This is a genomic window from Actinomadura darangshiensis (assembly GCF_004349235.1).
Lineage (GTDB): Bacteria > Actinomycetota > Actinomycetes > Streptosporangiales > Streptosporangiaceae > Spirillospora > Spirillospora darangshiensis.
Window position 1 is genome coordinate 1 of the sequence record NZ_SMKY01000001.1, and the last position, 22,490, is coordinate 22,490.

A 22,490-nucleotide genomic window follows, 5' to 3' on the forward strand; every position below is an offset into this window, starting at 1 on the left:
GGGTCGGCGGGCTCGGGGCGGGTGCCGGCGCGGGACACGCGGAGCTGCTCGCGCAGCGGCCGGGACCGCAGCGTCCGCACCATGCGCGGCAGCTTGATGCTCACGTGCGCGACGAACGCGCCGGTGAACACCCAGGCTCCGTAGTAGTGGCCGGTGTAGAAGTCGAAACCGAACACGTAGTGGTACTGGATGTCCAGGACACCGGTCGCGATCTCGAACAGGATGCCGCCCACCAGCAGCACCAGCGACACCCGTTCCAGGAGCTGCGCGAGCGAGCGGACCGGCGGCCAGGCGAACAGCCGCGGGATCACCGACCACAGCTTGGCCGCCACCACCGGCACCAGGACCAGCCCGAGGGTGACGTGTACTCCCTGGGTGAGCCGGTACAGCCATACCGGGTGGGTCGGCCAGTCGAAGTAGGGCAGCCGCAGCCAGCCGACGTGCGCCGGGAACCCCTGCCCGAACCATGGCGCGTACGCCACGTACGACAGCAGCCCGGTGACGATCACCAGCGGCAGCGTCACCAGCAGGACGGCGCCGAGCACCGACGTCAGCCATGGCCCGCGCAGTGGGCTGCGCCACGCGCCGCTCCGGCCGAAGCCGGGCGGGCGGCCGCGTGCCAGCAGCCGCCACAGCCTGGCCGGAAAACCGTAGCCAGGCGGTCCGACGGATGCCATCGTCAGCTGCCGCCGATCAGCGGATCGGCGACCGTGCGGCCAGCCGGCGGCCTCCCACGGTCATGTCCTCGTCGCCATGTCCTCTTTTGCCACAACTTCGCCCTCCTGCTCCTTCATGGAATGAGCCGCGCTCATACCCGGCCCCAGCGCCGCTAAGCACGGCCGACGGCAAGCGCGCAAGCAGGGCGCGAATTCTTTCAGGCGGCAAAGGCGGATTGACACGAGATCCCGCACGGAGGCACCAGGGGCCTATCGGGTGAGATGCTCAGTCTTTTGCCCACAGTTCATTTACCGAAACCTCAGCCTTCTTTGCGTTCAGGTTCCCATCTTCGCGCGGGTGGTTCTCGAATGATGAGCGAAGGCACCCAGGCAACGGCGTCCAGGTCCGTTTCGGGTGAGAATGAAAGGAATTCCCGACATCGTGATCAGAGTGAGAAGACCGGTGGCGGTCGCCGCCGGTACGGGACTGCTCGCGGCCGGTGGAATGGTCGCCGCGCTGGGACCGGGGACCTCCAGCGCGTCCAGCCACCGCGAGGCCCCGCTCATCGCGGGCGACCCGCAGGCCGACAACACCGACCTGTACGCCTTCACCAGCCCCGACAGGCCCGACACGGTGTCGCTGGTGGCCAACTGGATCCCGTTCCAGGAGCCGAACGGCGGACCGAACTTCTACCCGTACGCCACCGGCGCGCGCTACAACATCAAGATCGACAACGACGGTGACGCCAGACCCGACATCACATACCGCTGGACGTTCCGCAACGAGGACCGGCGCGGCAACACCACGTTCCTGTACAACAACGGGCCGGTGAGTTCGCTCCGCGACCCCAATCTGCTGTTCCGCCAGCATTACACCTTGCAGCGGATCACGGGTAAGAGCACCCGCACGCTGGTGCGGGACGCCATCGCCGCGCCCTCGCGGACCGGGGCCGCGTCCATGCCCGACTACGCGGCGCTGCGCCGGCAGGCGACCAGATCGTTCGCGGGCGGCGGCCGGACCTACGCCGGTCAGGCCGACGACTCGTTCTTCCTCGACCTGAGGATCTTCGACCTGCTCTACGGCGGGAACCTCAAGGAGAGGGGGAACGACACCCTGCGCGGCTACAACGTCAACACCATCGCGCTGCAGGTTCCCAAGAAGGACCTCGCACTCAAGCGCGACCCCGGCCGCAACCCGGTCATCGGGATCTGGTCGACCACCGACCGCCGCGGTGCGTCGGCCAAGCTCGGCCACCACCGCACCGGCGGCTACCACCAGGTCTCGCGACTGGGCAACCCGCTGGTCAACGAGGTCATCTCGCCGGCCGGGCTGAAGAACGCCTTCAACCGCCTCGCCCCGGCCAAGGACCACACGGTCAAGCCGCTGGTGCAGCGGGTGCTCAAGCCGGAGGTCCCGGCCCTGGTGCAGAAGATCTACGGGATCAAGGCGCCGCCGACCCCGCGCCGGGACCTGTTCGAGATCTTCCTGACCGGGCTGGCCAAGAAGGCGGGCGGGCCGCTGCGGACCGATCTGAATTCCCAGCTGCTCAACAGGGACGTCAACCGCAAGCGGTTCACGCCCGCCGAGATGCTGCGGCTGAACATGGCCGTCCCGGTCACCCGGGACCCGAACCGGCTCGGGGTACTTGCCGGTGATGTGCAGGGCTTCCCGAACGGGCGGCGGCTGACCGACGACGTCGTCGACATCGAGCTGCAGGCGCTGGAGGGCGCGGCCCAGACCGGACGGCTCGTCCCGGCCCTGGCGGACGGGGACCGGGTGAACTTCAACGACGCGCCGTTCGGCCGCTCGTTCCCGTACGTGGCGCTGCCGCACACCGCGGCGGTCAACCGGGCCGGCTGAGCAGGTCGGCCGAGCCGACGGGGCGCGGGAGGCGGCGGACCGCCTCCCGCGCCCTCTCCGAGAGGGAATCGTGCAGTCCACACCCATCCTCAAACGCATCTCCTTCCTGTTGCTTCCGGCCACGGCGCTGGCCGTCGCCTCGATCGTGGTCGTGGGGGTCCTCCGCGGACCCGAGCCCACAGGTAGCGAGCCGGCAGGGCGCGAGCCCGCGCGACCGGCGGCGGCCAAGCCGTCGGACGCCATCGCGCGCTACCAGCGGACGCTGCGGGACGCACCCGCCGACCATGCGACATGGGCGGCGCTCGGAGCGGCCTACGTTCAGCAGGCCAGGATCACCGGCGACCCGGCCTTCTATCCCAAGGCCGAAGGTGCGCTGCGCCGTTCCCTGCGTCTGGCCGCGACCGGCAACCACCCGGCGATGATCGGCATGGCCACGCTGGCCAACGCCCGCCACGAGTTCACCGACGCCGTCCGCTGGGGCGAGCGGGCCGAGCGAATCGACCCGTCCAGCCCCCAGCTCTACGGGGCACTCAACGACGCCTACACCCAACTCGGCGACTACCGGGCCGCGACCGCCGCCGTCGCCCGGATGAACGACCTGGGCCCGGGGGTCGCGGCGTACACCCGGGCGTCCTACGAGCTGGAAATGCACGGCGACAACGCGGGCGCCCGCAGAGTCCTGCGACAGGCGCTCGAAGACGCCTACACCCCTTCGGACATCGCCTACTGCCGGTACCACCTGGGCGAGCTGGCCCTGCATGCCGGCCACCTCGACGAGGCCGCCCGCCAATACCGAGCGGCCCGCACCGCCGACCCCGCCTACGTCCCGGCGCTGCAGGGCCTCGCCAAGACCCAGGCCCTGCACGGCGACCTCACGGCGGCGATCAAGAGTTACGGCGACGTGGTGAGCCGCGTCCCGCAGCCGCAGTACCTCGCCGAGTACATCGAGCTGCTCCGCGCGGCCGGACGAACCGGCGCGGCCGCCGCCCAGCAGCGGCTACTGCTCGCGGAGCGGAAGTTGATGACCGACAACGGTGTCGTGGACGACCTGGGCGCCTCGGAATACGCCGCCGACACCGGCGACGCGGCCGGGGCCCTGCGGCACGCCCGCGCGGAATGGGCGCGCCGCCGCAGCGTCCTGGTCGCCGACGCCCTCGCCTGGGCCCTGCACCTGAACGGCCACGACCGCCAAGCCCTGCGGCACGCCGAGCAGGCGACCCGCCTGGGCTGGCGCAACGCGCAGTTCTACCGGCACCGCGCCGACATCCACACCGCGCTCGGCGACCGCGCCGCGGCCCGCCGCGACCGCGCGACCGCCCACCGCATCAACCCGCACCTCGACCCGAGACTCCCAGCGATCGGCAGAGCCTCATGACCCGAACCGACCCCGCCCGGCTCCGCGGCGGCCTGCCGGCCGTCCTGGCGCTGATCGCCGGCCTGGCCGCGGCGATCTGCTGGGCCCCGGCCGTGCCCGCCCGCGCCGAAACCACCGCGGGCACCGGCGCCGCATCGTCCCACCCGCTGGGCAACTTCACCGTCAACCACTACGACGGGCTGCGGCTGTCGCCCGGCCGTGTCGCGGACACCGCGATCGTCGACTCGGCCGAGATCCCCACCCTCCAGGAGCGCAGTGCGGTCGACACCGACCAGGACGGGGCGATCAGCGCACCGGAGTCGGCCCGCTACGCCGAACGGCAGTGCACGGCCCTGGCCCACGCCGCGCCGCTCACCGTGGAAGGCGCGCCGGTCGCCTGGCGGACGACGTACTCGTCCTACGCCCGGCATCCCGGTTCGGCCGGGCTGCTCACCAGCCGCCTGACCTGCCGGTTCACGGCATCCGCCACGCTGACGAAGGCCGCCCGCGTCCACTTCGCCGATACCTTCCGCGGCGACCGCATCGGCTGGCACGAGATCACCGCCGTCGGCGACGGCGTGCGCATCGACCGATCGCCCGTCCCCGCCCGCAGCGTCACCGGGGAATTGCGGCATTATCCCGGCGACCTGCTCGCCTCGCCGCTGGACGTCCGATCGGCGACGCTCGACGTCCGGCCCGGCTCCGGCTCGTCCATCGCCCGGCCGCCCGGCCTGCCCAGCGCCGGGATCATCGCCACTGCTCTCGGCCATCTCACCGCCTACTTCAACTCCCTGGTGGGCGCCCGGCACATGTCCCTGGGCGTCGGCCTGCTCGCCGTCCTGCTCGCGACCGTCCTCGGCGCTGGGCACGCCGCGCTGCCCGGCCACGGCAAGACGGTCATGGCCGCCTACATCGCCGGACGCCGAGGCCGCATTCGTGACGCCGTCACCGTCGGCGCCACCGTCACCCTCACCCACACCGGCGGCGTCCTGATCCTCGGCCTGCTGCTCTCGGCCTCAGCGGCGCTGGCCGGCGAGACACTGCTGGCCTACCTCGGCGTCATCAGCGGTCTGCTGGTCACCGCCATCGGCCTCGGCCTCCTGCGCACCGCCTGGCGATCACGCTCCACCCACCAAGTCCACGGGCATGGACACGGGCATGGGCATGGACATGGACATGGGCATGGACACGGGCATGAGGGCGGTGGCGAGCGCCTCAGCAAGGCCGGATTGATCGGACTGGGCCTGTCCGGCGGCCTGGTACCGAGCCCGTCCGCGCTGGTGGTCCTCCTGGGCGCGATCGCACTCGGCCGGACGGTCTTCGGCGCGTGCCTCGTCCTGGCCTACGGTCTCGGCATGGCCGCCACCCTCACCGCGGCCGGACTCGCCCTCCTGCGCCTGCGGGAGATGCTCGGCAGAACCACTCTCGTCCGCAAGGCGGACCGCCTGAGCCGCATCGCACCTGTGGCCACCGCCGCCCTCGTCATCCTGGTCGGCCTCGGACTGGCCGTCCGCAGCCTCAACGGCCCGGTCTAACGGCTGAGGCGACAGGGCCGGGGGACTCAACCGTTCCCGATTGCCCGCGCGGCGGGCGGCCGGGCTGACGGTGTCCTCGCTGCCCGGCGGCCGATCTGGGCCGGGCCGTGGTGGGCCAATGGGACGATCCGGGGGTGGCGCTTTGATCGTTTGTGGAGGGGCTGCTCGACGTCCTCATGGCGCGGCTGGACGGGGCGGGCTTCGACCGACTCGTCGTAGCGAGAGGGCGGTGGTGGCCCGGTCCGGGACTCAACCGGTGGGGAGGAGTTCGGCGTAGACGATGATGTTGTCCAGGTGCCGGTGCCGGCGGGTCAGGTAGGTTCCACCGCAGGTGATCAGCCGCAGCCCTGCGTGGTCGGTGAAACCGTAGACCTTCCTAACGGGGCCGGGGGACTGCTGCCCGGCACGCTGGAAGCTGATGTTGATCCGGTCGATAAGCTTCTTCAGCCTGCGATCGGCCTCGGCGATCCGAGAGTCCAGCAGGTTCAGATCCCGCGCGACGACGGCCTGCTGGGACGCCGGGACCCGGGGCAGCCGTGACCGGACGTCGGGGCAGGTGACCTTCAGCGGAGCTCCCCCCGTCCGGGGATGACAGGCTGGTCCGGGCCGACTGGCCGCGCCCGGCGAGGCCGACTGGCCGCGTCGCCCCGACGGGGCGGGTGAGACCTGCCCCACGGGCGTACTACGGTTCGTAGTACACACCTCGCCGGCGAGAACGCCGAGGTCGGCTGGACAGATGGAGGACGACGAGGACCTGATGAGCGCGGGCGGCGGCGCGGGCCGCACCATGCCGGGCACGATGTCCGGCTCGGTACGGGCCGATTCCGGTTTGCGGCTGCTGAGGGCGATGGCCTTCGCGGCCGTCTGCGTGGCGGTGTCGGCGTCCGCGCATGCCGCCGCCTCCGGGATGGCGCCGACCTGGTCCCTGCTGACCGGATGGGTCGTCATGGTGTGCTTGGTGACGCCGCTGGCCGGCCGGGAGCGTTCGAGGCCGGGGATCGTCGCGACGCTGTTGTGCGGCCAGGTGTTTCTGCACGCCATGTTCTGCCTGGGGCAGCACCCGGCGCCTGCGGTATCGATCGGGACGGCCACCGGGCCCATGCCCGGCATGGGGGCGCAGAGTCCGCCCGCGCACACCGTCGCGGGGCACGGTATGAGCGGACACGCGATGCCCGGCCATCTGCTGCCCGATCCCACCATGTTCGCCGTCCATCTGATCGCCGCGTTCCTGCTCGGCTGGGTGGTGCACCGGGGTGAGCGGGCCGTCTGGCGGATGGTCCGCCTCTCGCAGCGAACCGCGGAAGTGCTCACCAGACCGCTGGCCGGACTGGTCGCCGCGCTGGTGAGGCCGCAGGTCGCGGTCGGTCTCCCGGCCGCGTGGCTTCGCGCACCCCATCGTCGTGACGCGGAGGCCGCCAGGAACGAGATCGTCGTACTGGGCCACACCGTGGTCCGGCGGGGTCCCCCGGCCACGACGGCCGTGTGAACTGACGGACCGGGGCACGCTGGTCCCTTCGCCGTCTGCTCCATCGCGCTACCCGGACGTCTGCGCAGTGCCTCTCCGGCCGCGGGGCCGTCCCGATGTCACCTCTTCTGGCCGTGCCGATGCGCACTGGCCTGCACACCCGCGGGCGCCGGGCACTCGCGTCCGCGCGGCGTTCCCTCATACCTGGAGGCTTCGATGCGTGCCCTTCTGCGTGCCCCCGCTCCCCGGACGGCCGTGGCGGTCCGGCTGGCAACCGCCGCAGCGCTTTCACTGACCGCCGCCGCGTGCGGCGGCACCTCGGCCGACGGCCGTCCGGCCCCGGCCGCGACCGCAACCCCGGCCGGTACCGCCGTCCGGCTGGACCGTCCACTGCCCAAACCCGAACTGATCCTGACCGACGACCACGGGCACTCGTTCGACCTTGTGAAACAGACGGCCGGCAAGCCGACACTGATGTACTTCGGCTACACCCACTGCCCGGACGTGTGCCCGACGACGATGGCCGACATCGCCAACGCGGTGAGGAAACTGCCGTCAGCCGACCGGCGGCGACTGCAAGTGATCTTCGTGACCACCGACCCCGTACGCGACACCCCCAGGCGGTTGCACACGTGGCTCGCCGCCTTCGACTCCCGCTTCACCGGGCTCAGCGGCGACTTCGGCGCCATCCAGAAGGCGGCCCGCAGCCTCGGTGTGGCCGTGGAGAAGCCGGCCAAGAACGCCGACGGCGCCTACACCGTCACCCACGGCGCCCAGGTGCTGGCCTTCTCTCCGTCCGACGACAAGGTCCACATGATCTACACCTCGGGCACCACCTCCCAGCGGTACGCCGCCGACCTGCCCAAGCTGATCAAGGGGACGCTGTGAGGCGGCTCGCCGCCGGTTCGGCGGTGCTCGTCCTGGTCACCGCGGGGGCGGCCTGCGCCTCGCACAACGCGGGGCGGGACGGGCCGCGCCTGGCGGTGACCGGCGCCTACGTCCCGGAGCCGCCGATGGCCGACATGGCGGCCGGCTACTTCACGGTCGTCAACACCGGAACCGGCGCCGACAGGCTGACCGGTGTGACCAGCGACATCGCCACCGATGTGTCCCTGCACACCACGACGGCGAACGGGGCGATGAGCGCGGTGAAGGCCATGGCCGTCCCGGCGCACGGCCGTCTGGTGCTGCGCACCGGCGGCCACCATCTGATGTTGATGGGGCTGCGACGCAAGCCGAAGACCGGCGACACCGTCACCTTCACCCTGCGGTTCGCTACCTCGTCCCCCATCACCGTGCGCGCACCGGTCCGCCCGGCGACCTACCGGCCCGAGCGCTGACTTCGACGACATGCCGAGCCCGTGCGCCGGGCGGCCCCCGGCGCACGACCCACGCCACGACATCCCACGGAGAGCGATCATGGAGGAATCGACCGAAGGCCGCGGCATCTCGCGGCGGTGCCTGCTCGGCGCCGCGGGCGGTGCCGGCGCCGCCGGAATGGCCGCCGGCGGCCTGGCCGGAGCCGCCGGACGGGGCTGGGCCGGTGACGACGTCCCGCCGCTCGCCGCGGTCGGCGGTACATCCGTCCCGTTCCACGGGCGTCACCAGGTCGGGATCACCACCCCGCCCCAGGCGTACGGCCACCTGGTCGCCTTCGACCTGCGCCCGGGTGCGGGGCGCGCCGCCGCGGCCGGGCTGATGCGCCGATGGTCGGCGGCGGCCGAAGCGATGACGGCCGGGCGCCCGCCCGCGGGCGACGACCAGATCGCGCTGGACGCCGGGCCGTCCTCGCTGACCGTGACGTTCGGGTTCGGCCGCTCCTTCTTCGCCAAGACCGACCTGGGCGACCGGATGCCCGCCGCACTGGTACCGATGCCCCCCTTCCCGGGCGACGCGCTCGACCACTTCCGCAGCGGCGGCGACCTGTGGATCCAGATCGGAGCCGACGACCCCCTGGTCGCCGTCCACGCGACGCGCATTCTGCACAAGGCCGCTTCCGGCACCGCCGCGATGCGCTGGCAGATGAACGGTTTCAACCGCGCCCGCGGAGCGACCGACCGGCCCAGGACCGTCCGCAATCTCATGGGCCAGCTCGACGGCACCAACAATCCGCATCCTTTCGCACCGGGCTTCGACGCCGAGATCTTCGCTGCCGACACCACGGGCCCGCATGCCTGGATGAACGGCGGCTCCTACGCGGTCGTCCGCCGCATCCGGATGCTGCTCGACACCTGGGAGAAGCTGCCCGTCGACCGGCAGGAACAGGTCATCGGCCGCCGCAAGGACACCGGTGCCCCGCTGTCGGGCGGCACCGAGACCACCCCGGTGAACCTGGCCGCGGTGCGGCCGGACGGGGCGCTCGCCATCCCCGGGGACGCCCACATCCGGGTCGCGGCCCCCGCCTCCAACGGCGGCGCGACGCTGCTGCGCCGCGGTTTCTCCTACTACGACGGTCCCCGCCCGGACGGGGCGCCCGACGCGGGCCTGCTGTTCATCGCCTGGCAGGCCGACCCGACCACCGGTTTCATCCAGGTGCAGCGCAAACTCGCCGGCGCCGACGGCCTCACCCGATTCCTCCGCCACGAATCCAGCGCGATCTTCGCAGTCCCCGGCGGCGCCGCCTCCGGTTCCTACGTCGGCCAGGCGCTGCTGGAGTCCTGACCTGAACGGAGCATGAGCCAGTGACCGAACTTCGTCTCGGCCCCACGCCGATGCCCGGCATGGGCGACGCGCCGATGCACATGAGCGGGCCGATGTGGATGCCCTCCGCCCCGCCGACCCTGGAACGGCTGCTGGCCTGGCATCCGCAGCCGCTCCCGCTCGAACCCGTCCTCTGCCTGCTCGCCCTCGCCGGCTACGGGCTCGCGGTCCTGCGGCTGCGCCGCCGCGGCGACCGCTGGCCGACGCTCCGGACGGCCGCCTGGACCGCCGGGGTCGTCGCGGGCGCCGCCGTCACCTGCACCGGCATCGGCGGCTACGGAATGGAACTGTTCAGCGTCCACATGATCCAGCACATGGTGCTGTCCATGCTCACCCCGATCCTGCTCCTGCTCGGGGCGCCGCTGACGCTGGCGCTACGCGCCCTGCCCGCCTCGCGCGGCCGCTCTGGGGCGCGCGACCTCCTCGTCCGGCTTCTGCACAGCCGGTTCACCCGGATCGTCTCCGCACCGATGTTCACACTGCCGCTGTTCATCGCCAGCCTCTACGGCCTGTACTTCACGCCATTGTTCGACCTGGCCATGGGCAGCTGGCTGGGACACGAAGTCATGCTCGCCCACTTCCTCGCGGTCGGGCTGCTGTTCTTCTGGCCCATCGTGGGCGCCGACCCCGCGCCGCACCGCCCTCCGCACCCGCTGCGCATGCTGGAGCTGTTCATCGGCATGCCGTTCCATGCCTTCTTCGGCATCGCGGTGATGATGTCCGCCGCGCCCATCGTGGGTTTCTTCGCCCACCCGCCCGCGTCCTGGCACCTGGACGCGCTCTCCGACCAGAACACCGGCGGCGGCATCGCCTGGGCCTTCGGCGAAGTGCCCACCATGCTCGTCCTGGCCGCCCTGTTCGTCCAGTGGTACCGCGACGACACCAGGCAAGCCGCCCGCACCGACCGGCAGGCCGACCGCGACCACGACGCCGAACTCGCCTCCTACAACACCTATCTCAACCGCCTGACGACCTCGAACCCTTCCACCCGGAGACGGCCGTGACCGCCGGCACCCGGGGAATGTCCCCATTTCCCACCGCCTCGGACACATTTGCATAGTGCAATGATCTGCCTAGGCTGGGGCGGCATGACCGACCGGGCCGACCACACCATGACTCGCCGTGGGCAGGAGCGCCGCGAGCAACTCCTGCAGGCCGGCGTCGACCTACTCGCCGAGGGCGGTTGGGCTGCGGTCACGGCCAAGGCGGTGGCGGAACGCAACCGCATCAGGCCAGGTCTGCTGCACCACTACTTCGGCGGGCTGCCCGGCTTCCACATCGCCATCGCCGCACGTGCCCACGCGCTGGTCCTCGAACCACTGCTGGACGTCATCGTGGATACGCCGGACATAACAGCCGCCGCCAAAGCCACACGAGGCGCGGTGGCGGCACGGTTCACCGACGGGCGCTACCTGCGCCTCATGGGCGAGATTCTCGTCCGGGCCCTGCGGGACCCGACCATGGGAACACAGCGTCGCAACTGGACGCACACGGCCCACGAGAAGCTCGTCGTCCGCCTGGAAGAACTGCATCCGCAGTGGTCACTCGAATGCCGCACGGACACCGCGGCGCTGCTCGCCGCACTGCTGGACGGCCTGATCGTGCAACAGATCCTGGCCGTCAACCCGGAAGGGGACTCCGCCGCCCCGGCGATCGGCGGGGCGGAGAGTGCGGCCACCGGAAGCCCGGCACCCCACTCGCACGAACGAACAGACGGGCCGCGATGGCGACCATGACGAGTCGAGAACGCCGCAAGCTCAGCGAGATCGAACGCCGCCTGCGCCGTGAAACGCCCGGGTTGGCGTTGCTCTTCGAGCACCACCACCGAAGGCTGTCGGCTGCCGAATCGTCCCGGCGGTCCTGTCTGCCGCTGCCGGTGGCGTGGCTCATCATCGCCGTTTCGCTGGGCCTGCTGACCGCCTCGGCACTGCTGAGCCTCGGCGCGGTCACCCCACTTGAGGAAGCCCGGTCGCCGTCGCCCTCCCCGCAGGCGCCACTGCTGGACCGCCGGCCCCATACCGCCGATCTCACCGCTTCCCCCCGACCCGAACCTCCCGGCCCGGTTCACGCCCAACCGCAGAAGGGATCAATCGCCCCCACAGAGGAATGAGCACCATGATCTTCAGCCACACCGACCGACAGGCCCCCCGACGCGGTCTGCGGACGCCGCGAGGTCTCGCCCGCCGACCGCTGCCCAGAGTGGCGACATGACCGGCCGGCCGGTACTCGCGCTCGCCGACGTCGCCGTGGGCGACGTGGTCGTCTTGGCCGGTCACCACCCACGGGCAGTGATCGTGACGGGGCTTGGTGCAGTAGGCACGCCGCTGGGTTTCCGCCGCGACGGCGTCCGAGTGGAGATCGTCGCAGTGCGGCTGTCATGGGAGGCCGCCGCTCCAACAGCCTTGGCCGACGGGGCCTCACCGGTTCGCCCGGTTGCAGCGGTCCTCGCCCGAACCATAGGAAGGGACGGGTCTGGAGCGGTGCGGGGCCGAACCTGGCTCACCATGTCGACCCGGGCCGTACTGCTCGCCGCGGCCTCCCCTCAGCGCGGGATCTTGTACGGCGTTCCCGGTCTGGAATGCCGTGCCGGGAATCTCGCCTTGCGGCCGTGATGCCCCTGCCTCCCGTCCAGAGCATCGGGTGGAGAGTTGCATAATGCAATGGTCAGCGTCAGGAACGGTTCATGAAGGGACCTTGAGTGGGTGGCACCTCCGCAGGCGGCGGGATACCGGTCGAGAGCGGGGCACGCGGCCTTGTCACGAAGGTCCGTGAGACGCAATGGGGCCTGGTCATGCTCGCGCTGGCCGCCGGATGCGGGGCCGGGCTGGGCGCGATCGTGTTCCGCCTGCTCATCGAAGCCTTCACCCACCTGTTCACCGGCCACGACGATTACTCTGCCGCCGGGCACGCCGCCAATCCGCACCTGCCGTGGCTGGGGCCGTTCTTCGTACTGGCGGTGCCGGTGGTGGCGGGCCTGGTGTACGGGCCGCTCGTGCACCGGTTCGCTCCCGAGGCCCGTGGCCACGGCGTACCCGAGGTCATGGTGGCCGTCGCGCAGCGCGGCGGCCGGATCGGTGCACAGGTCGCGCTGGTCAAGTCGCTTGCGTCGGCGCTGACCATCGGCTCGGGAGGGTCGGTGGGACGCGAGGGCCCGATCGTGCAGATCGGCGCGGCGCTCGGCTCGACGCTGGGCCGCGTTGCGCGAGTGGCGGAGAGCCGGCTGCGGATCCTGGTCGCCTGCGGCGCCGCCGGCGGGATCGCCGCGACCTTCAATGCGCCGCTGGCCGGGGTGTTCTTCGCGATGGAGCTGATCCTGCGCGACTACACCGTGGAATCGTTCGGCGTGGTGGTGCTGGCCAGCGTGACGGCCAGCGTGATCGGGCGGGCCGCTTTCGGGTCGGCGTCGTTCATGTCGTTGCCGGACTTCCACATGAACCACCCGGTCGAGTACCTCTTGTTCGCCGTTCTCGGGCTCGTCGGTGCCCTGGTAGGGATGGGGTTCACCCGTGTGCTGTACGCGGTGGAGGACGTCTGCGACCGGGTCTGGCGCGGGCCCGAGTGGCTGCGCCCGGCCGTGGGCGGGGTGCTCCTGGGCGGGCTGCTGCTGGTGGTGCCGCAGATGTACGGCGTCGGATACCCCGTCCTGGAGAACGCCGTGGACGGCAAGTACGTGATCGGGTTCCTGCTGGTGCTGCTGGTGGCCAAGATCGCCGCGACCAGCCTGACCATCGGGATCGGCGGCTCGGGCGGCGTGTTCGCCCCCAGCCTGTTCATGGGCGCGATGCTCGGCAGCGCGTTCGGCGCGGCCGTGCACCAGCTCGCCCCCTCGGTCACGTCTTCGCCGGGAGCCTATGGGCTTGTCGGCATGGGCGCGGTGTTCGCCGGGGCCGCGCGGGCACCCATCACCGCGGTGGTGATCTTGTTCGAGCTGACCGGGGAGTACTCGATCATCCTGCCGATGATGACGGCGATCGTGGTCGCCGCCCTGGTGAGCCGCCATCTGTCACCCGGCACCATCTACACGACCAAGCTCCGCCGACGCGGCGTCGACCTTGACACCCCGCCCGTCGACGCACGCCTGACCAGGCACGTCGACAGCGTGATGCAGCCCGTCCCCGAACCGCTTTCCGGAGCGCTGCCCCTGGAGGCCGCGTCACGGCTGCTCATCCTGTCCGAACACGGCGCGCTCCCGGTACTCGACGACCACGGCGCATACCAGGGCGTCATCACCGCGCGCGCGGCCGCCGAAGCCCTTGCCGACACCGAGTCGCCAACCGGCGCCGATGCGGCCCATCACCCGCGGACCGCCGGGACACTTGCGCAGCTGCCCACGCCCCTCACCACCGGCATGCAACTGGCCGACGCGCTCCATGTCCTGACCACCACCGACGGGACCGGCCTCCCCGTCCTGGACGACGAACGGACCCTCCTGGCCGGCTGGGTCACCCATCAAGCCGTCCTCCGCGTACTCCACACCCCCGCCAAGGTCGGCGCGACCGCGAAACCGTTCACGGCCGATGCCGATCCGCTTCCGGCTCCCTGAACACACTGAAACCGGCAATCGACGGAGTCTGGCGGCGGTAGCCCCGGACCCCCGCCCTGGCGCGGAGCGGCGAAGGTCGCGGCGCAGCACCGCGACCGGCCCGGGTTCATGAGGTCGGCGGTAGGGCGCGGATGTGGTCGGCTGCGGCGTGGCCGGATTCCAGGGCGCCTTCGAGGGAGTTGGGCCGGCTGGAGCGTTCGGCCCCGCGAAGGCCAGGCGGGTGTGGGGCTGCGCAGGGCGGTGCCGTGGTGGGAAAGGTGGCCGGAGGCGATGGTTGGCCGCAGAGATCCACCGCCGGGTCCCGCGGTGGGGCTGGCCGACGAATTCCCCGCCGACCTGCAGCCCGTTGCTCTCGCGGATGCGATCGCCGGGACGGTCCCGAGCCTCGGTCACCAACGTGACGAGCCCGGCGTGGGCGAGCCGGTCGGCGGCGGCCAGCCCCGACCGGCACCCACCACCACGGCGTCAGCGTCCAAGCCGTCGCCTCTCAGGGGGAGCCTCCAGGGTGTCTTCGCTACTGTCACCGGGCGGCGTCGGCCAGGGTGCGCTTGAGGTAGCGGAGTTCGGTCCGTGTGTGTTCGCGGTCGCGTTCGACGCCGTTGAGGATGCGGGTGAAGAGGGCTTGCAGGAGCCGTCCGGCCGGTCCCGCGGGGAAGGTCGCCCAGACGTGTGCGCTGAGCCGGGTGGTCTGGTCGGCCTGGGGCTCGACGCGCCAGGTGACGCCTTCCCCGATGGTGAAGGGAGCCCGAGCCAGCGGTAGCGGGCCGCGGGTGCTTCCCAGGTGACCGAGGTGCCCGCGTCGACGTGGGTGATCTCCCCGACGGCCTCGCCTGGGACGCCGGCGATGCGTTCGCGGATGCGGATGCGGGCGCCCGGCCGGATGCCGCGGTCGTCGAGCAGTTCAAGGCTCTCGTGTTCGGGGTTGGAGGCGGGCCACCACTCCTCAAGGTCCTGGAGGTGTTCCCACACGGTGGACGATGGCGCGTCGATGGTCACGGTCTCGGTGAACTCGAACATGATGCTCCTTGGTTCGAATGCCCGGCGGCACCACACCCGGTGCCGCCGGAGGTGTCACGCTGCTTCCCCGATACCGGGCCGCCGGTGCCGGTGGCACTGCCCGGGTGGGCACAGCAGGTGTCGCCGCGCCACGCTTGGTGGCCCTCCCTGATCGCGGCGGCCGCGATGACCAACGCGGCGGCCGGGTCGGCCCAGGCCCACCCGAACAGGGTGTTGAGCACCAGTCCGGCCAGCAGCACCCCGGACAGATAAGTGCACAGCAGCGTTTGCTTGGAATCGGCGACCGCGCTCGCCGAGCCGAGCTCGCGGCCGGCGCGGCGCTGCGCGTAGGACAGGAACGGCATGGCCACCAGCGAAAGGACGGCCAGCGCCAGGCCCGGCATGGAGGGTTCGGCGTCCCCGCCGCCCAGCAGGGTCCGTGCCGAGTCGGCGATCACGTAGCCGGCCAGCACGAGGAACGAGACTGCGATGATGCGCAGCGCCCGTCGTTCCCGCCGTTCGACGTCCTCGGCGGTACGGGCGGAGAACTGCCAGGCGACCGCGCCGGCCGAGGCGACCTCGACCACCGAGTCCAGGCCGAACGCCACCAGCGCCCCCGACGACGCCAGGCTCCCGGCGGTGACCGCCACGACGGCCTCGATCACGTTGTAGGTGATGGTGGCGGCCACCAGCCATCGCACCCGCCGCGCCAGCACCGCGCGGCGCCGCGGCGAGGGCCCGAGCGTCCTTGCGGTCACGCGGGCACCTGCGTCCCGTCGCCGCACGCGCCGACCTGCTGATCGGCGTCGGTGCCGTAGGTCGGGCACAGCGCCACGGCGCGGTCTGTGGCCGTCAGCAGCTGCTCGGCCGAGCGCAGCAGGTCCATCAGTTCGGCAGCGGCGAGGAAGTAGAACGACTGGCGCCCCTCGGCCCGGTAGTCGACCAGCTTGCAGCCGCGAAGACAGCCCAGATGCTTGGACACCGTGGACTGAGCCAGGCCCAGCTCCCGGGTCAGATCGACCACACGGGCCTCACCGCAGGCCAGCCTCTGCACGATGGTCAACCTGACGGGGTCGGCCAGCGAGTGGAACAGAGCGGCCGCCGGGGCAAGCCCGTCCAACGAAGTCATTCCACAATCAGAATCAATCGCCACATCGTGATGATAGCTGCGATCCAGGATCGGTCAATCCTCGGCAGCGACCCGCGGGCGGCGATCCAGCGGGCCTACACCGGCCTGGGCTGGGTGACGCCGCGCGTACTGCAGCAATGCCCGCCGCCCGAGGACATCTACTACGACCCGCACGCCGCGGTCTGGCCGAACAGCGCCGCGCGGCGGCCGCCCCGTGGGTGCCGGGCGGCGGCTCACGCCCCCCGGAACGAGCACGACCTTCCCCGCAACCGTCCCGGACTCGCCGAGGGCCAGCGCCGAGGCGGCGCCGGCCCGCCCAGAAGTTGTAGAAGCAACTGCCACGATCTGTCCAGGCCGCTGCCGCCGATGTGGTCGAGCGCCGCGTCGACGCCGTCCGGGACGAGTTCGGCGATCCGGTCGTACATGTCCGGGTCGCGTTAGTCGACGGGGGCGCGCCCACCACGACGGTGCCGCCGGAACCGACCTTGGCCGGCCGGTGCAGCATCTGCCAGGCGGTGGTCCCGTTGACGACCGCGGTCTCGGCTGCGGCCGCGGACACCCCGGGGCCGGTGGCCGTGACCGTGCCGACCAGCTCGTAGCCGGGCACGAAGGGGAACGGCGGCTGGTCGTAACACCTGCCGCGGCACATCTGCTGTTCGGCGAACGTGACGCCGGCCGCGTCCATCTGCAGGATGACCTGCCCTTCGCCAGGCGGTGGGAGGTCCCGGGTCCACACCTCCAGCCCGTTGGGTTCGACCATGCCCGGCAGGACGACCTCGGTGGCGCGCACGGTGACGGCGCCGGTCACGGCTGTGCCGGTGCGCTGCTGCCGTGGCGGGCCGGCAGCGCCGTCAGCAGGGCGCCGAGCTCCGGGTTCGCCTCGAAGTGGCTTTTCTGCAGGTCCGCCGATGAACGAGCGCACCGCCGGGATCGCCCTGCCCTGCTCGCGCAGATGTACGGCTTGTGTCGACCGCCGAGTACGCCGACCAGGGCCGGCGTCGCGGAGAGCCGTCAGCCGAAGGCCATCAGTACCGAGCCCTTGTCGGTCGGGTACGGATTGAAGAAGTAGCCGGACTGGATGTACAGCATTCCGTGGGAGACGACCGCGCCGCCGCCTCCGGAGATGGCGCCGCCTCGTCCGGCCTCGCCGTTCACGGTGCCGAAGTCGCGGATGGTGTCAAAAGTCCAGAGCACCTGGCCGGTGCTCGCGGAGTAGGCGCGCATCTTGCCGTCGATTCCGCCCTCCCAGACGAGGCCGGGTGTTGTGGTCACTGCGGGTGTGTGACCGAGCGCGCAGACGTCCGGATACTGTGCCGCGCCGCCGGTCGTGCACCCGTCCGTCGGGTTCGGCGTCTTCCAGAGGATGCGGCCGGTGGCCGGGGCGAGGGCGTACAGCGTTCCTGGATTGGCGGCGTAGGTGGCCACATAGAGCCGGTGCCCGTCATAACTGGTGCCCCACTGGATCCCGCTCAGGCCACCGTTGGGCATTGGGGTGGACAGTGCGCGTTCCCAGATGACCTCCCCGGTCCGGGCGTCGAGGAGGTGGTAGACGCCGGACTTCTGGCCGATGCCGACGACGCGCCGGTGCCCCATGGTGAAGACGTTCGGTGCGGCGCCGACGTCGTAGTCCAGTGCGGTTCCATCGTCGAGGTTGGGGCAGAACTTCTGCTCCTCGGGCACCGTGCTGGAGCACTCGATGCGCCATGTGTCTGTGGGCGTCATCTTTCGCGTCCAGCGCACCGCGCCGGTCGCGGTGTCGAGGGCCAGCAGGGAATCGAAGTGTCCGCCGCTTCCCGAGTAGTTCTGTCCTGTGCCGACGAACAGGGTCCGGGTGGCGGGGTCGATTGCGGGCGTGCTCCACACACCAGCGCCCGACGGAGCGTACCGCGTCACGCCGTTGGGCCAGGTGCCGTCCTTGCGCGGGGGCCGCACGGTGTAGAAGCGCCAGGCTGGACGTCCGGTGTCGGCGTCGAGGGCGTCAACGTGGCCGCGGAACGTGCAACAGGCGTGCGCGGTACCGAGGAGGTTCTCCCAGCTGGACACACCGACATAGACGCGGCCGTCGAACACGATCGGCGAACCGGTCACGGTGGCCGACTCCGAACTGTCGAGTCGGCGGGCCCAGACCAGGCGTCCGGTGCGCTGGTCCAGCGCGTACAGGTAGCCGCGTTTGTCGCCGAAATACACCTTGCCGCGCACCACCGCGGGTGAGTCCTGTACCGGCGTGGCTCCGGTGCCGACCGTGGCCGTATCGAACTCCCACTTGGCTGCTCCGGTCCGCGCGTCGCGTGCGTAGAGCTTGCCGTCCGGTCCGCCGAAGTAGATCGTGCCGTTCACGACGGCGGGCTGGCTGCGCGGAGTCCCGGCTTCCTTCGGATAGGCGAAGGCCCACTTGAGCTTGAGCCCGCTGACGTTGTCCGGGGTGATCCCGTGCTCGTGCGGGTTGTTCCGCGAGCCGCGCAGATCCCTCTGCCATGTCGGCCAATCACCCGGAAACGCAGTTGCCCTCGGCGCCGCCAGGGCCGCTGCCGGCCGTGCGTTCGCTCCAGCGCCGGCTAACCCGATGGCCAGAGCGGACGCGCCGACCATCGCGATCGCCCGCCGCACAATGCCTCTTCGAATCAACAATTCACCGTCTCCTTTCGACTGGTCCGCATCAGCTGATCGATCACGGGGGATGGGCGCGCCTGCAGAACGGGTGACAGGTCTGCGCGATGCGTGTGGCGGTAGCGCTGATTCAACCGCCAGCTCCGTTCCCGCTGAAGGACCCGCGTCCCGGGGGGAGGATGGCCCTTGACCATCCCGGCCGACCCCGGATAATGATCTGGGCTGCGCACCGAGCGTCAGGGGGCCCGGTTGGACGGGTACGAGTATTTCCTACTTGACCGCTATAGATTTCGGTGATGGGCGGATGGGATCACGGCAGAGAGTCGTGCTGGTCACAGGCGCCTCTTCAGGGCTGGGCGAGGCGATTTCCCATCTGCTCGCGCAAGAAGGCTTCCGCGTATTCGGTACATACCTCCCCGGGTCCCTCGACATTCCCGTGGTGACCGGTGTCGAACCGATCGAGTTGGACGTCGATTCCGAAGAGTCGGTCGAGCACTGCGTAGACCATGTCCGGTCGAGGGCCGGCCGTATCGACATCCTGGTGAACAACGCAGGAATCATGCAATTCGGTTTCGCGGAGGAGACAACGATGGAGAAGGCGCATGCCGTTTTCCAGACGAACTTCTTCGGCGCTGTCCGCATGATCAACGCGGTCCTTCCGGAGATGCGGAGCAGGCGACAGGGACGTATCGTCAATATCGGCTCGTTGGCGGCGTGGGTCGGCGAACCCGGCGAGGCGTTCTACTCCGCTTCGAAGCGCTCTCTTGCCAGCTATACCGAGACCCTCCATCACGAGGTTTGGCCGCTGGGAGTTCATGTTTCACTCGTCGAACCCGGGGCTTTCAAGACCGGGATCCTGCGCGCCGCCCTGACGAACTCGAACACCATTGCGGACTACGACGCATCGCGGGAGAGCGCCGCCAAGACGCTTCGGGTCGCCCTGAAGCGCGGCCATGACCCGCGGCGGCTCGCACATTTGATCCTCAAGATCGTCGATTCCCCGTCGCCTCGTCTGCGATATGGGGCCGGCCTGGAGGCACACTTGCTTCCGTACCTCAAGGTCCTCGTCCCGCAGCGACTCTTCGACCGCATTATTCGCCGCGCCTACGGGTTGACGAAAAAGCGCTGAACCGTCGACAATCCCGCACCGGGATTTTTCTCCACATGCTCGTCGGTTGATTCATAACCAGCGCTCGCCTTGACCTGGTCTGCGGCGCCCACCAATCATGAATTCAACTACGGCCACTGAGGACGCCGACCGAACCGTGGCCTTGGTCGACCCAGCATCCCACACCTCGACGAGAGAGACGCGAATGCTCCCCTATCTAGGTTCTCAGCCTCCGTGGTTCGTTTTCCTCGGCCATCCCCGGGACCGCCGTGATTTGCACTCCATCGGTGGCAGTTCGCTCATCTTCGACCACAGCGAGGACGAAGACGAGTTCGAAGAAAAACTATGCTCGCTCCCTCCGACGGTGGTGGGCGGCATCACCTTCGGGTTCGCTCCGATCCGGGGCGAGATGATCTGCGTGATGCGGATGCCGAACCAGATTCTGCGGGCGCGGGAGGCGATCCGGGAGGGCGTTCGGATCGCAGCGGGCCGGGGCGCGAAGGTCGTGGGGCTGGGGGCCCTCACCGCGCCGGCCACGCGGGGAGGCCGCCTGCTGCTCGACACGTTGCCGCCCGGCGTGACGCTGACCAACGGAAACGCCTACACGGCCGCGGTGGCACGGCGCAACGTGCTGGAGGCGGCCGAATATCTGGGCCTCGGTACCGATGCGACCGTGGCCGTCGTCGGCTGCACCGGTTCGGTGGGCACAGCAGCGTCCCGGCTGCTGGCCGAGGACGGCTTCGAGCTGATCCTCGTCGGCAGGAGCGAGCGCCGCGTCCAGCGGGAGCTCGCAGACCTCTGCGACGACCACACGGTCGCCAGCGGGCAGAGCGAGCTCAAGGCGGCGCAAGTCATTCTCCTCTTGACGAGCGATTCGACCGCGCGTCTCGTGCCAGAGGTCGTGCAGCCTGGCGCGATCGTCATCGACCTCACCCATCCCCGGAACATCGACCCTTCCGAATTCCCTGCTTTCCTGGAACACGATGTCCAGGTCGCACAGGGCGGACAGGTCGTCATTCCCGACTACCACAATACGATGGAGCTTCAACTCGCCGAGGGGCGGAACACCATCGCATGCCTGGCGGAGACCTACCTTTTCGCCAAGGAGGGCATCACGGAGCACTCGGTGGGAAACCCGCCGATCGAACTCGCTCGCGAGTTGAACGAGATCGCCGAATTTCACGACGTGCATTCCGCCCGGCTAAATCTCACTCCGCGGTAGCAGCGCCGACGCCATGGGCCACCACCCCCCTCGGTTCGTGAATCCGCTGGTCAGAGCGATTTCTTGTCCCGCCGGCGGGACAAGACATGACCCGCCGGGCACTGAACGGCCCCCGCCCGCGCCCACCGCCTTGACAGCGGCGATCAGGGCTACGACTCTCGCAACGAGAGCCAGAATGCCGAGCATCTGAAAATGGGCCGCTGCGAAGATCAACCGATCGGTCAGGGGCTTTCCGGCAAAGTGGAACAGGCGGAGCAGTCTGCAGGAGAGATGACGCATGGCGAGCATGGATTGGTTGTGGCGGCGCGTGTGCACACCGAATTGCACCGGCGCCTGCAAAAGGTACTGCCCCGGTTGTCGCGCACGGGCCGGCGAATGGGCTGCGTCCGATCAGGAAGCCGGGGAGAGCGCCCTCAGAGAGAAGAGGACGATGCGGATTAGAGAACTTGCCAGGTGCGCGGTCGATTGCCTTTCCGCGGACGCGAAGTCGTTTTTCGGCAGACGTTCGAAGAACGAGCCGAAGGACGACGGCACGCCGCCGAAGGTCGGCGTCGACCCGCAGCCGATCAAGATCGCTGATACGGCGCCGAGCCGGCACGCATGCGGATGCCAGGCGCCGACCGGCGACGAGAAGGACCACCCCGCGGCCCGATCGCACCAGTAGCCGGCGACCGCCGGCCGATGTCTCCGGCGTCAACCGCGCCGATCAGGACGAGCATGCTGATTGGGGGTCTCCCGAATCCGCGGGGCACCGGATCGTTCCCGCGTGGCAAGCAGAAAAGAAAGTGACCCAGCGAGAGTGAGGGGTTGCGTCAAGTATGACGATGGACGCCGAACGCGACGAACTCGCGATCTCCCCCGATGAGATCGCCGAACGCCGCCGCACCAGAAGCGAACCGACCGAGAAGACCGTCTTCCGGGTGGCCGGCCTGTACGGCTTCTCCCCGGGGAGTCTTCCGTTCCCGATCAGCCGTACCGAGACCATCGACTCCGGTCCCATCAGCATCTCCATGGACCCCGAGTCCGATTCCATGACGAACCTTGGAATCATCGACTACGAGAACTGCTACCTGCGGGTGCGGTACTCGGGCCACATGATCTTCCCGGGTATCCACGAGCTCGTCACGAGCGGCAAGCACGACCTGAGCCTTCTGGGCCCGGTCCGCGCCACGGCGACGGACGAGTGCATCGTCGAGCCCGACCTCTCGGGCTGGCGAGCGCTGGGAACTCTCGACTTCCTGCCCGGCTCGATATGGGCCGGCGCCGCCGGTGGTTGAGACGGCCGCATAACCTCCAGTCTGGAGGAAAGCCTGC

The 22,490-nt window shown here is 70.2% G+C and carries 20 protein-coding genes and 3 pseudogenes; 15 read left to right on the forward strand and 8 right to left on the reverse strand.

Going from position 1 to position 22,490, the window contains the following annotated elements; all coding sequences use genetic code 11:
• A pseudogene (locus tag E1293_RS00005) lies at positions 1-677 on the reverse strand (molybdopterin-dependent oxidoreductase); the annotation flags it as partial.
• Between the two features lie 430 nt (positions 678-1,107).
• Between E1293_RS00005 and E1293_RS00010 the strand changes: the two are divergent.
• From E1293_RS00010 to E1293_RS00020, 3 genes are all read left to right on the forward strand, one after another.
• The gene (locus E1293_RS00010) at positions 1,108-2,517 is read left to right on the forward strand and encodes a DUF4331 domain-containing protein (RefSeq protein WP_243715925.1); all 1,410 of its coding nucleotides are present in this window, start codon (positions 1,108-1,110) and stop codon (positions 2,515-2,517) included.
• Positions 2,518-2,587: 70 nt separating this feature from the next.
• Positions 2,588-3,892 carry a tetratricopeptide repeat protein gene (locus E1293_RS00015; protein ID WP_132192396.1) on the forward strand — a complete coding sequence of 435 codons (1,305 nt, stop codon included), beginning with the start codon at positions 2,588-2,590 and terminating at the stop codon, positions 3,890-3,892.
• The gene (locus E1293_RS00020; protein WP_207938580.1) at positions 3,889-5,406 is read left to right on the forward strand and encodes a High-affinity nickel-transporter; all 1,518 of its coding nucleotides are present in this window, start codon (positions 3,889-3,891) and stop codon (positions 5,404-5,406) included. The genes E1293_RS00015 and E1293_RS00020 overlap by 4 nt, the downstream gene beginning before the upstream one ends.
• Before the next feature lie 249 nt (positions 5,407-5,655).
• Here E1293_RS00020 and E1293_RS00025 read toward each other — a convergent pair whose 3' ends face one another.
• Positions 5,656-6,081 carry a class F sortase gene (locus E1293_RS00025; RefSeq protein WP_132192398.1) on the reverse strand — a complete coding sequence of 142 codons (426 nt, stop codon included), beginning with the start codon at positions 6,079-6,081 and terminating at the stop codon, positions 5,656-5,658.
• Between the two features lie 61 nt (positions 6,082-6,142).
• On the opposite strand from E1293_RS00025, the gene E1293_RS00030 reads away from it, so the two are divergent.
• From E1293_RS00030 to E1293_RS00060, 8 genes are all read left to right on the forward strand, one after another.
• Positions 6,143-6,892 carry a hypothetical protein gene (locus E1293_RS00030; RefSeq protein ID WP_132192400.1) on the forward strand — a complete coding sequence of 250 codons (750 nt, stop codon included), beginning with the start codon at positions 6,143-6,145 and terminating at the stop codon, positions 6,890-6,892.
• 195 nt (positions 6,893-7,087) lie between these two features.
• The gene (locus E1293_RS48425) at positions 7,088-7,759 is read left to right on the forward strand and encodes an SCO family protein (protein WP_207938581.1); all 672 of its coding nucleotides are present in this window, start codon (positions 7,088-7,090) and stop codon (positions 7,757-7,759) included.
• On the forward strand, positions 7,756-8,211 hold the full coding sequence (locus E1293_RS48430; protein ID WP_207938582.1) for a copper chaperone PCu(A)C: 456 nt from the start codon (positions 7,756-7,758) through the stop codon (positions 8,209-8,211). The genes E1293_RS48425 and E1293_RS48430 overlap by 4 nt, the downstream gene beginning before the upstream one ends.
• A 79-nt stretch (positions 8,212-8,290) precedes the next feature.
• Positions 8,291-9,532: an iron uptake transporter deferrochelatase/peroxidase subunit gene (gene efeB, locus E1293_RS00040; protein WP_132192402.1), complete on the forward strand. Its 1,242-nt coding sequence runs from the start codon at positions 8,291-8,293 to the stop codon at positions 9,530-9,532.
• Between the two features lie 20 nt (positions 9,533-9,552).
• The gene (locus E1293_RS00045) at positions 9,553-10,575 is read left to right on the forward strand and encodes a cytochrome c oxidase assembly protein (protein WP_243715926.1); all 1,023 of its coding nucleotides are present in this window, start codon (positions 9,553-9,555) and stop codon (positions 10,573-10,575) included.
• 84 nt (positions 10,576-10,659) lie between these two features.
• Positions 10,660-11,307, forward strand: a complete 648-nt coding sequence (locus E1293_RS00050) for a TetR/AcrR family transcriptional regulator (protein ID WP_165978015.1) — start codon at positions 10,660-10,662, stop codon at positions 11,305-11,307.
• Positions 11,295-11,681, forward strand: a complete 387-nt coding sequence (locus tag E1293_RS00055) for a DUF3040 domain-containing protein (protein ID WP_165978016.1) — start codon at positions 11,295-11,297, stop codon at positions 11,679-11,681. The genes E1293_RS00050 and E1293_RS00055 overlap by 13 nt, the downstream gene beginning before the upstream one ends.
• 588 nt (positions 11,682-12,269) lie before the next feature.
• Positions 12,270-14,114, forward strand: coding sequence for a chloride channel protein (locus E1293_RS00060; protein ID WP_207938583.1), 1,845 nt, complete (start codon positions 12,270-12,272; stop codon positions 14,112-14,114).
• A gap of 363 nt (positions 14,115-14,477) precedes the next feature.
• On the opposite strand, the pseudogene E1293_RS50605 reads toward E1293_RS00060, so the two are convergent.
• From E1293_RS50605 to E1293_RS00080, 4 genes and pseudogenes are all read right to left on the reverse strand, one after another.
• Positions 14,478-14,552: pseudogene (locus E1293_RS50605) on the reverse strand (hypothetical protein); the annotation flags it as partial.
• A gap of 27 nt (positions 14,553-14,579) precedes the next feature.
• Positions 14,580-15,131, reverse strand: a complete 552-nt coding sequence (locus tag E1293_RS50610; RefSeq protein WP_132192408.1) for an SRPBCC family protein — start codon at positions 15,129-15,131, stop codon at positions 14,580-14,582.
• Complete coding sequence (locus tag E1293_RS00075; protein WP_132192410.1) at positions 15,107-15,868, reverse strand: cation efflux transmembrane domain-containing protein; 762 nt, start codon at positions 15,866-15,868, stop codon at positions 15,107-15,109. The genes E1293_RS50610 and E1293_RS00075 overlap by 25 nt, the downstream gene beginning before the upstream one ends.
• The gene (locus tag E1293_RS00080) at positions 15,865-16,239 is read right to left on the reverse strand and encodes an ArsR/SmtB family transcription factor (protein ID WP_132192412.1); all 375 of its coding nucleotides are present in this window, start codon (positions 16,237-16,239) and stop codon (positions 15,865-15,867) included. Before E1293_RS00080 ends, E1293_RS00075 begins: the two co-directional genes overlap by 4 nt.
• Positions 16,240-16,269: 30 nt before the next feature.
• Between E1293_RS00080 and E1293_RS49150 the strand changes: the two genes are divergently transcribed.
• Positions 16,270-16,680 carry a hypothetical protein gene (locus tag E1293_RS49150; RefSeq protein WP_243715927.1) on the forward strand — a complete coding sequence of 137 codons (411 nt, stop codon included), beginning with the start codon at positions 16,270-16,272 and terminating at the stop codon, positions 16,678-16,680.
• Positions 16,681-16,819: 139 nt separating this feature from the next.
• Here the strand turns inward: E1293_RS49150 and E1293_RS50455 are convergent.
• Positions 16,820-16,999: pseudogene (locus E1293_RS50455) on the reverse strand (NADPH:quinone reductase); the annotation flags it as partial.
• A 251-nt stretch (positions 17,000-17,250) separates the two neighbouring features.
• Positions 17,251-18,828, reverse strand: coding sequence for an outer membrane protein assembly factor BamB family protein (locus E1293_RS00090; RefSeq protein WP_132192414.1), 1,578 nt, complete (start codon positions 18,826-18,828; stop codon positions 17,251-17,253).
• 343 nt (positions 18,829-19,171) lie between these two features.
• On the opposite strand from E1293_RS00090, the gene E1293_RS00095 reads away from it, so the two are divergent.
• The 3 genes from E1293_RS00095 to E1293_RS00105 all read left to right on the forward strand — a co-directional run bounded on the left by E1293_RS00095 (position 19,172) and on the right by E1293_RS00105 (position 22,453).
• A complete protein-coding gene (locus E1293_RS00095; RefSeq protein ID WP_165978017.1) occupies positions 19,172-19,975 on the forward strand; it encodes an SDR family NAD(P)-dependent oxidoreductase in 804 nt (267 codons plus the stop codon).
• Positions 19,976-20,159: 184 nt separating this feature from the next.
• Entirely contained in the window at positions 20,160-21,176 is a 1,017-nt protein-coding gene (locus E1293_RS00100) for a hypothetical protein (RefSeq protein ID WP_165978018.1), read from the forward strand.
• Positions 21,177-22,000: 824 nt separating this feature from the next.
• Positions 22,001-22,453, forward strand: a complete 453-nt coding sequence (locus E1293_RS00105) for a hypothetical protein (RefSeq protein ID WP_132192420.1) — start codon at positions 22,001-22,003, stop codon at positions 22,451-22,453.
• The last annotated feature ends 37 nt before the right edge of the window (positions 22,454-22,490 follow it).

Excerpts from the sequence above, each read along its gene's own strand:
- efeB (WP_132192402.1), top strand. The coding sequence starts at position 8,291 with ATGGAGGAATCGACCGAAGGCCGCGGCATCTCGCGGCGGTGCCTGCTC.
- E1293_RS00020 (WP_207938580.1), top strand. The coding sequence starts at position 3,889 with ATGACCCGAACCGACCCCGCCCGGCTCCGCGGCGGCCTGCCGGCCGTC.
- E1293_RS00030 (WP_132192400.1), top strand. The coding sequence starts at position 6,143 with ATGGAGGACGACGAGGACCTGATGAGCGCGGGCGGCGGCGCGGGCCGC.
- E1293_RS00055 (WP_165978016.1), top strand. The coding sequence starts at position 11,295 with ATGGCGACCATGACGAGTCGAGAACGCCGCAAGCTCAGCGAGATCGAA.
- E1293_RS00050 (WP_165978015.1), top strand. The coding sequence starts at position 10,660 with ATGACCGACCGGGCCGACCACACCATGACTCGCCGTGGGCAGGAGCGC.
- E1293_RS48425 (WP_207938581.1), top strand. The coding sequence starts at position 7,088 with ATGCGTGCCCTTCTGCGTGCCCCCGCTCCCCGGACGGCCGTGGCGGTC.
- E1293_RS00090 (WP_132192414.1), bottom strand. The coding sequence starts at position 18,828 with ATGGTCGGCGCGTCCGCTCTGGCCATCGGGTTAGCCGGCGCTGGAGCG.
- E1293_RS00105 (WP_132192420.1), top strand. The coding sequence starts at position 22,001 with ATGGACGCCGAACGCGACGAACTCGCGATCTCCCCCGATGAGATCGCC.
- E1293_RS00100 (WP_165978018.1), top strand. The coding sequence starts at position 20,160 with ATGCTCCCCTATCTAGGTTCTCAGCCTCCGTGGTTCGTTTTCCTCGGC.
- E1293_RS50610 (WP_132192408.1), bottom strand. The coding sequence starts at position 15,131 with ATGTTCGAGTTCACCGAGACCGTGACCATCGACGCGCCATCGTCCACC.
- E1293_RS49150 (WP_243715927.1), top strand. The coding sequence starts at position 16,270 with ATGATAGCTGCGATCCAGGATCGGTCAATCCTCGGCAGCGACCCGCGG.
- E1293_RS00080 (WP_132192412.1), bottom strand. The coding sequence starts at position 16,239 with ATGACTTCGTTGGACGGGCTTGCCCCGGCGGCCGCTCTGTTCCACTCG.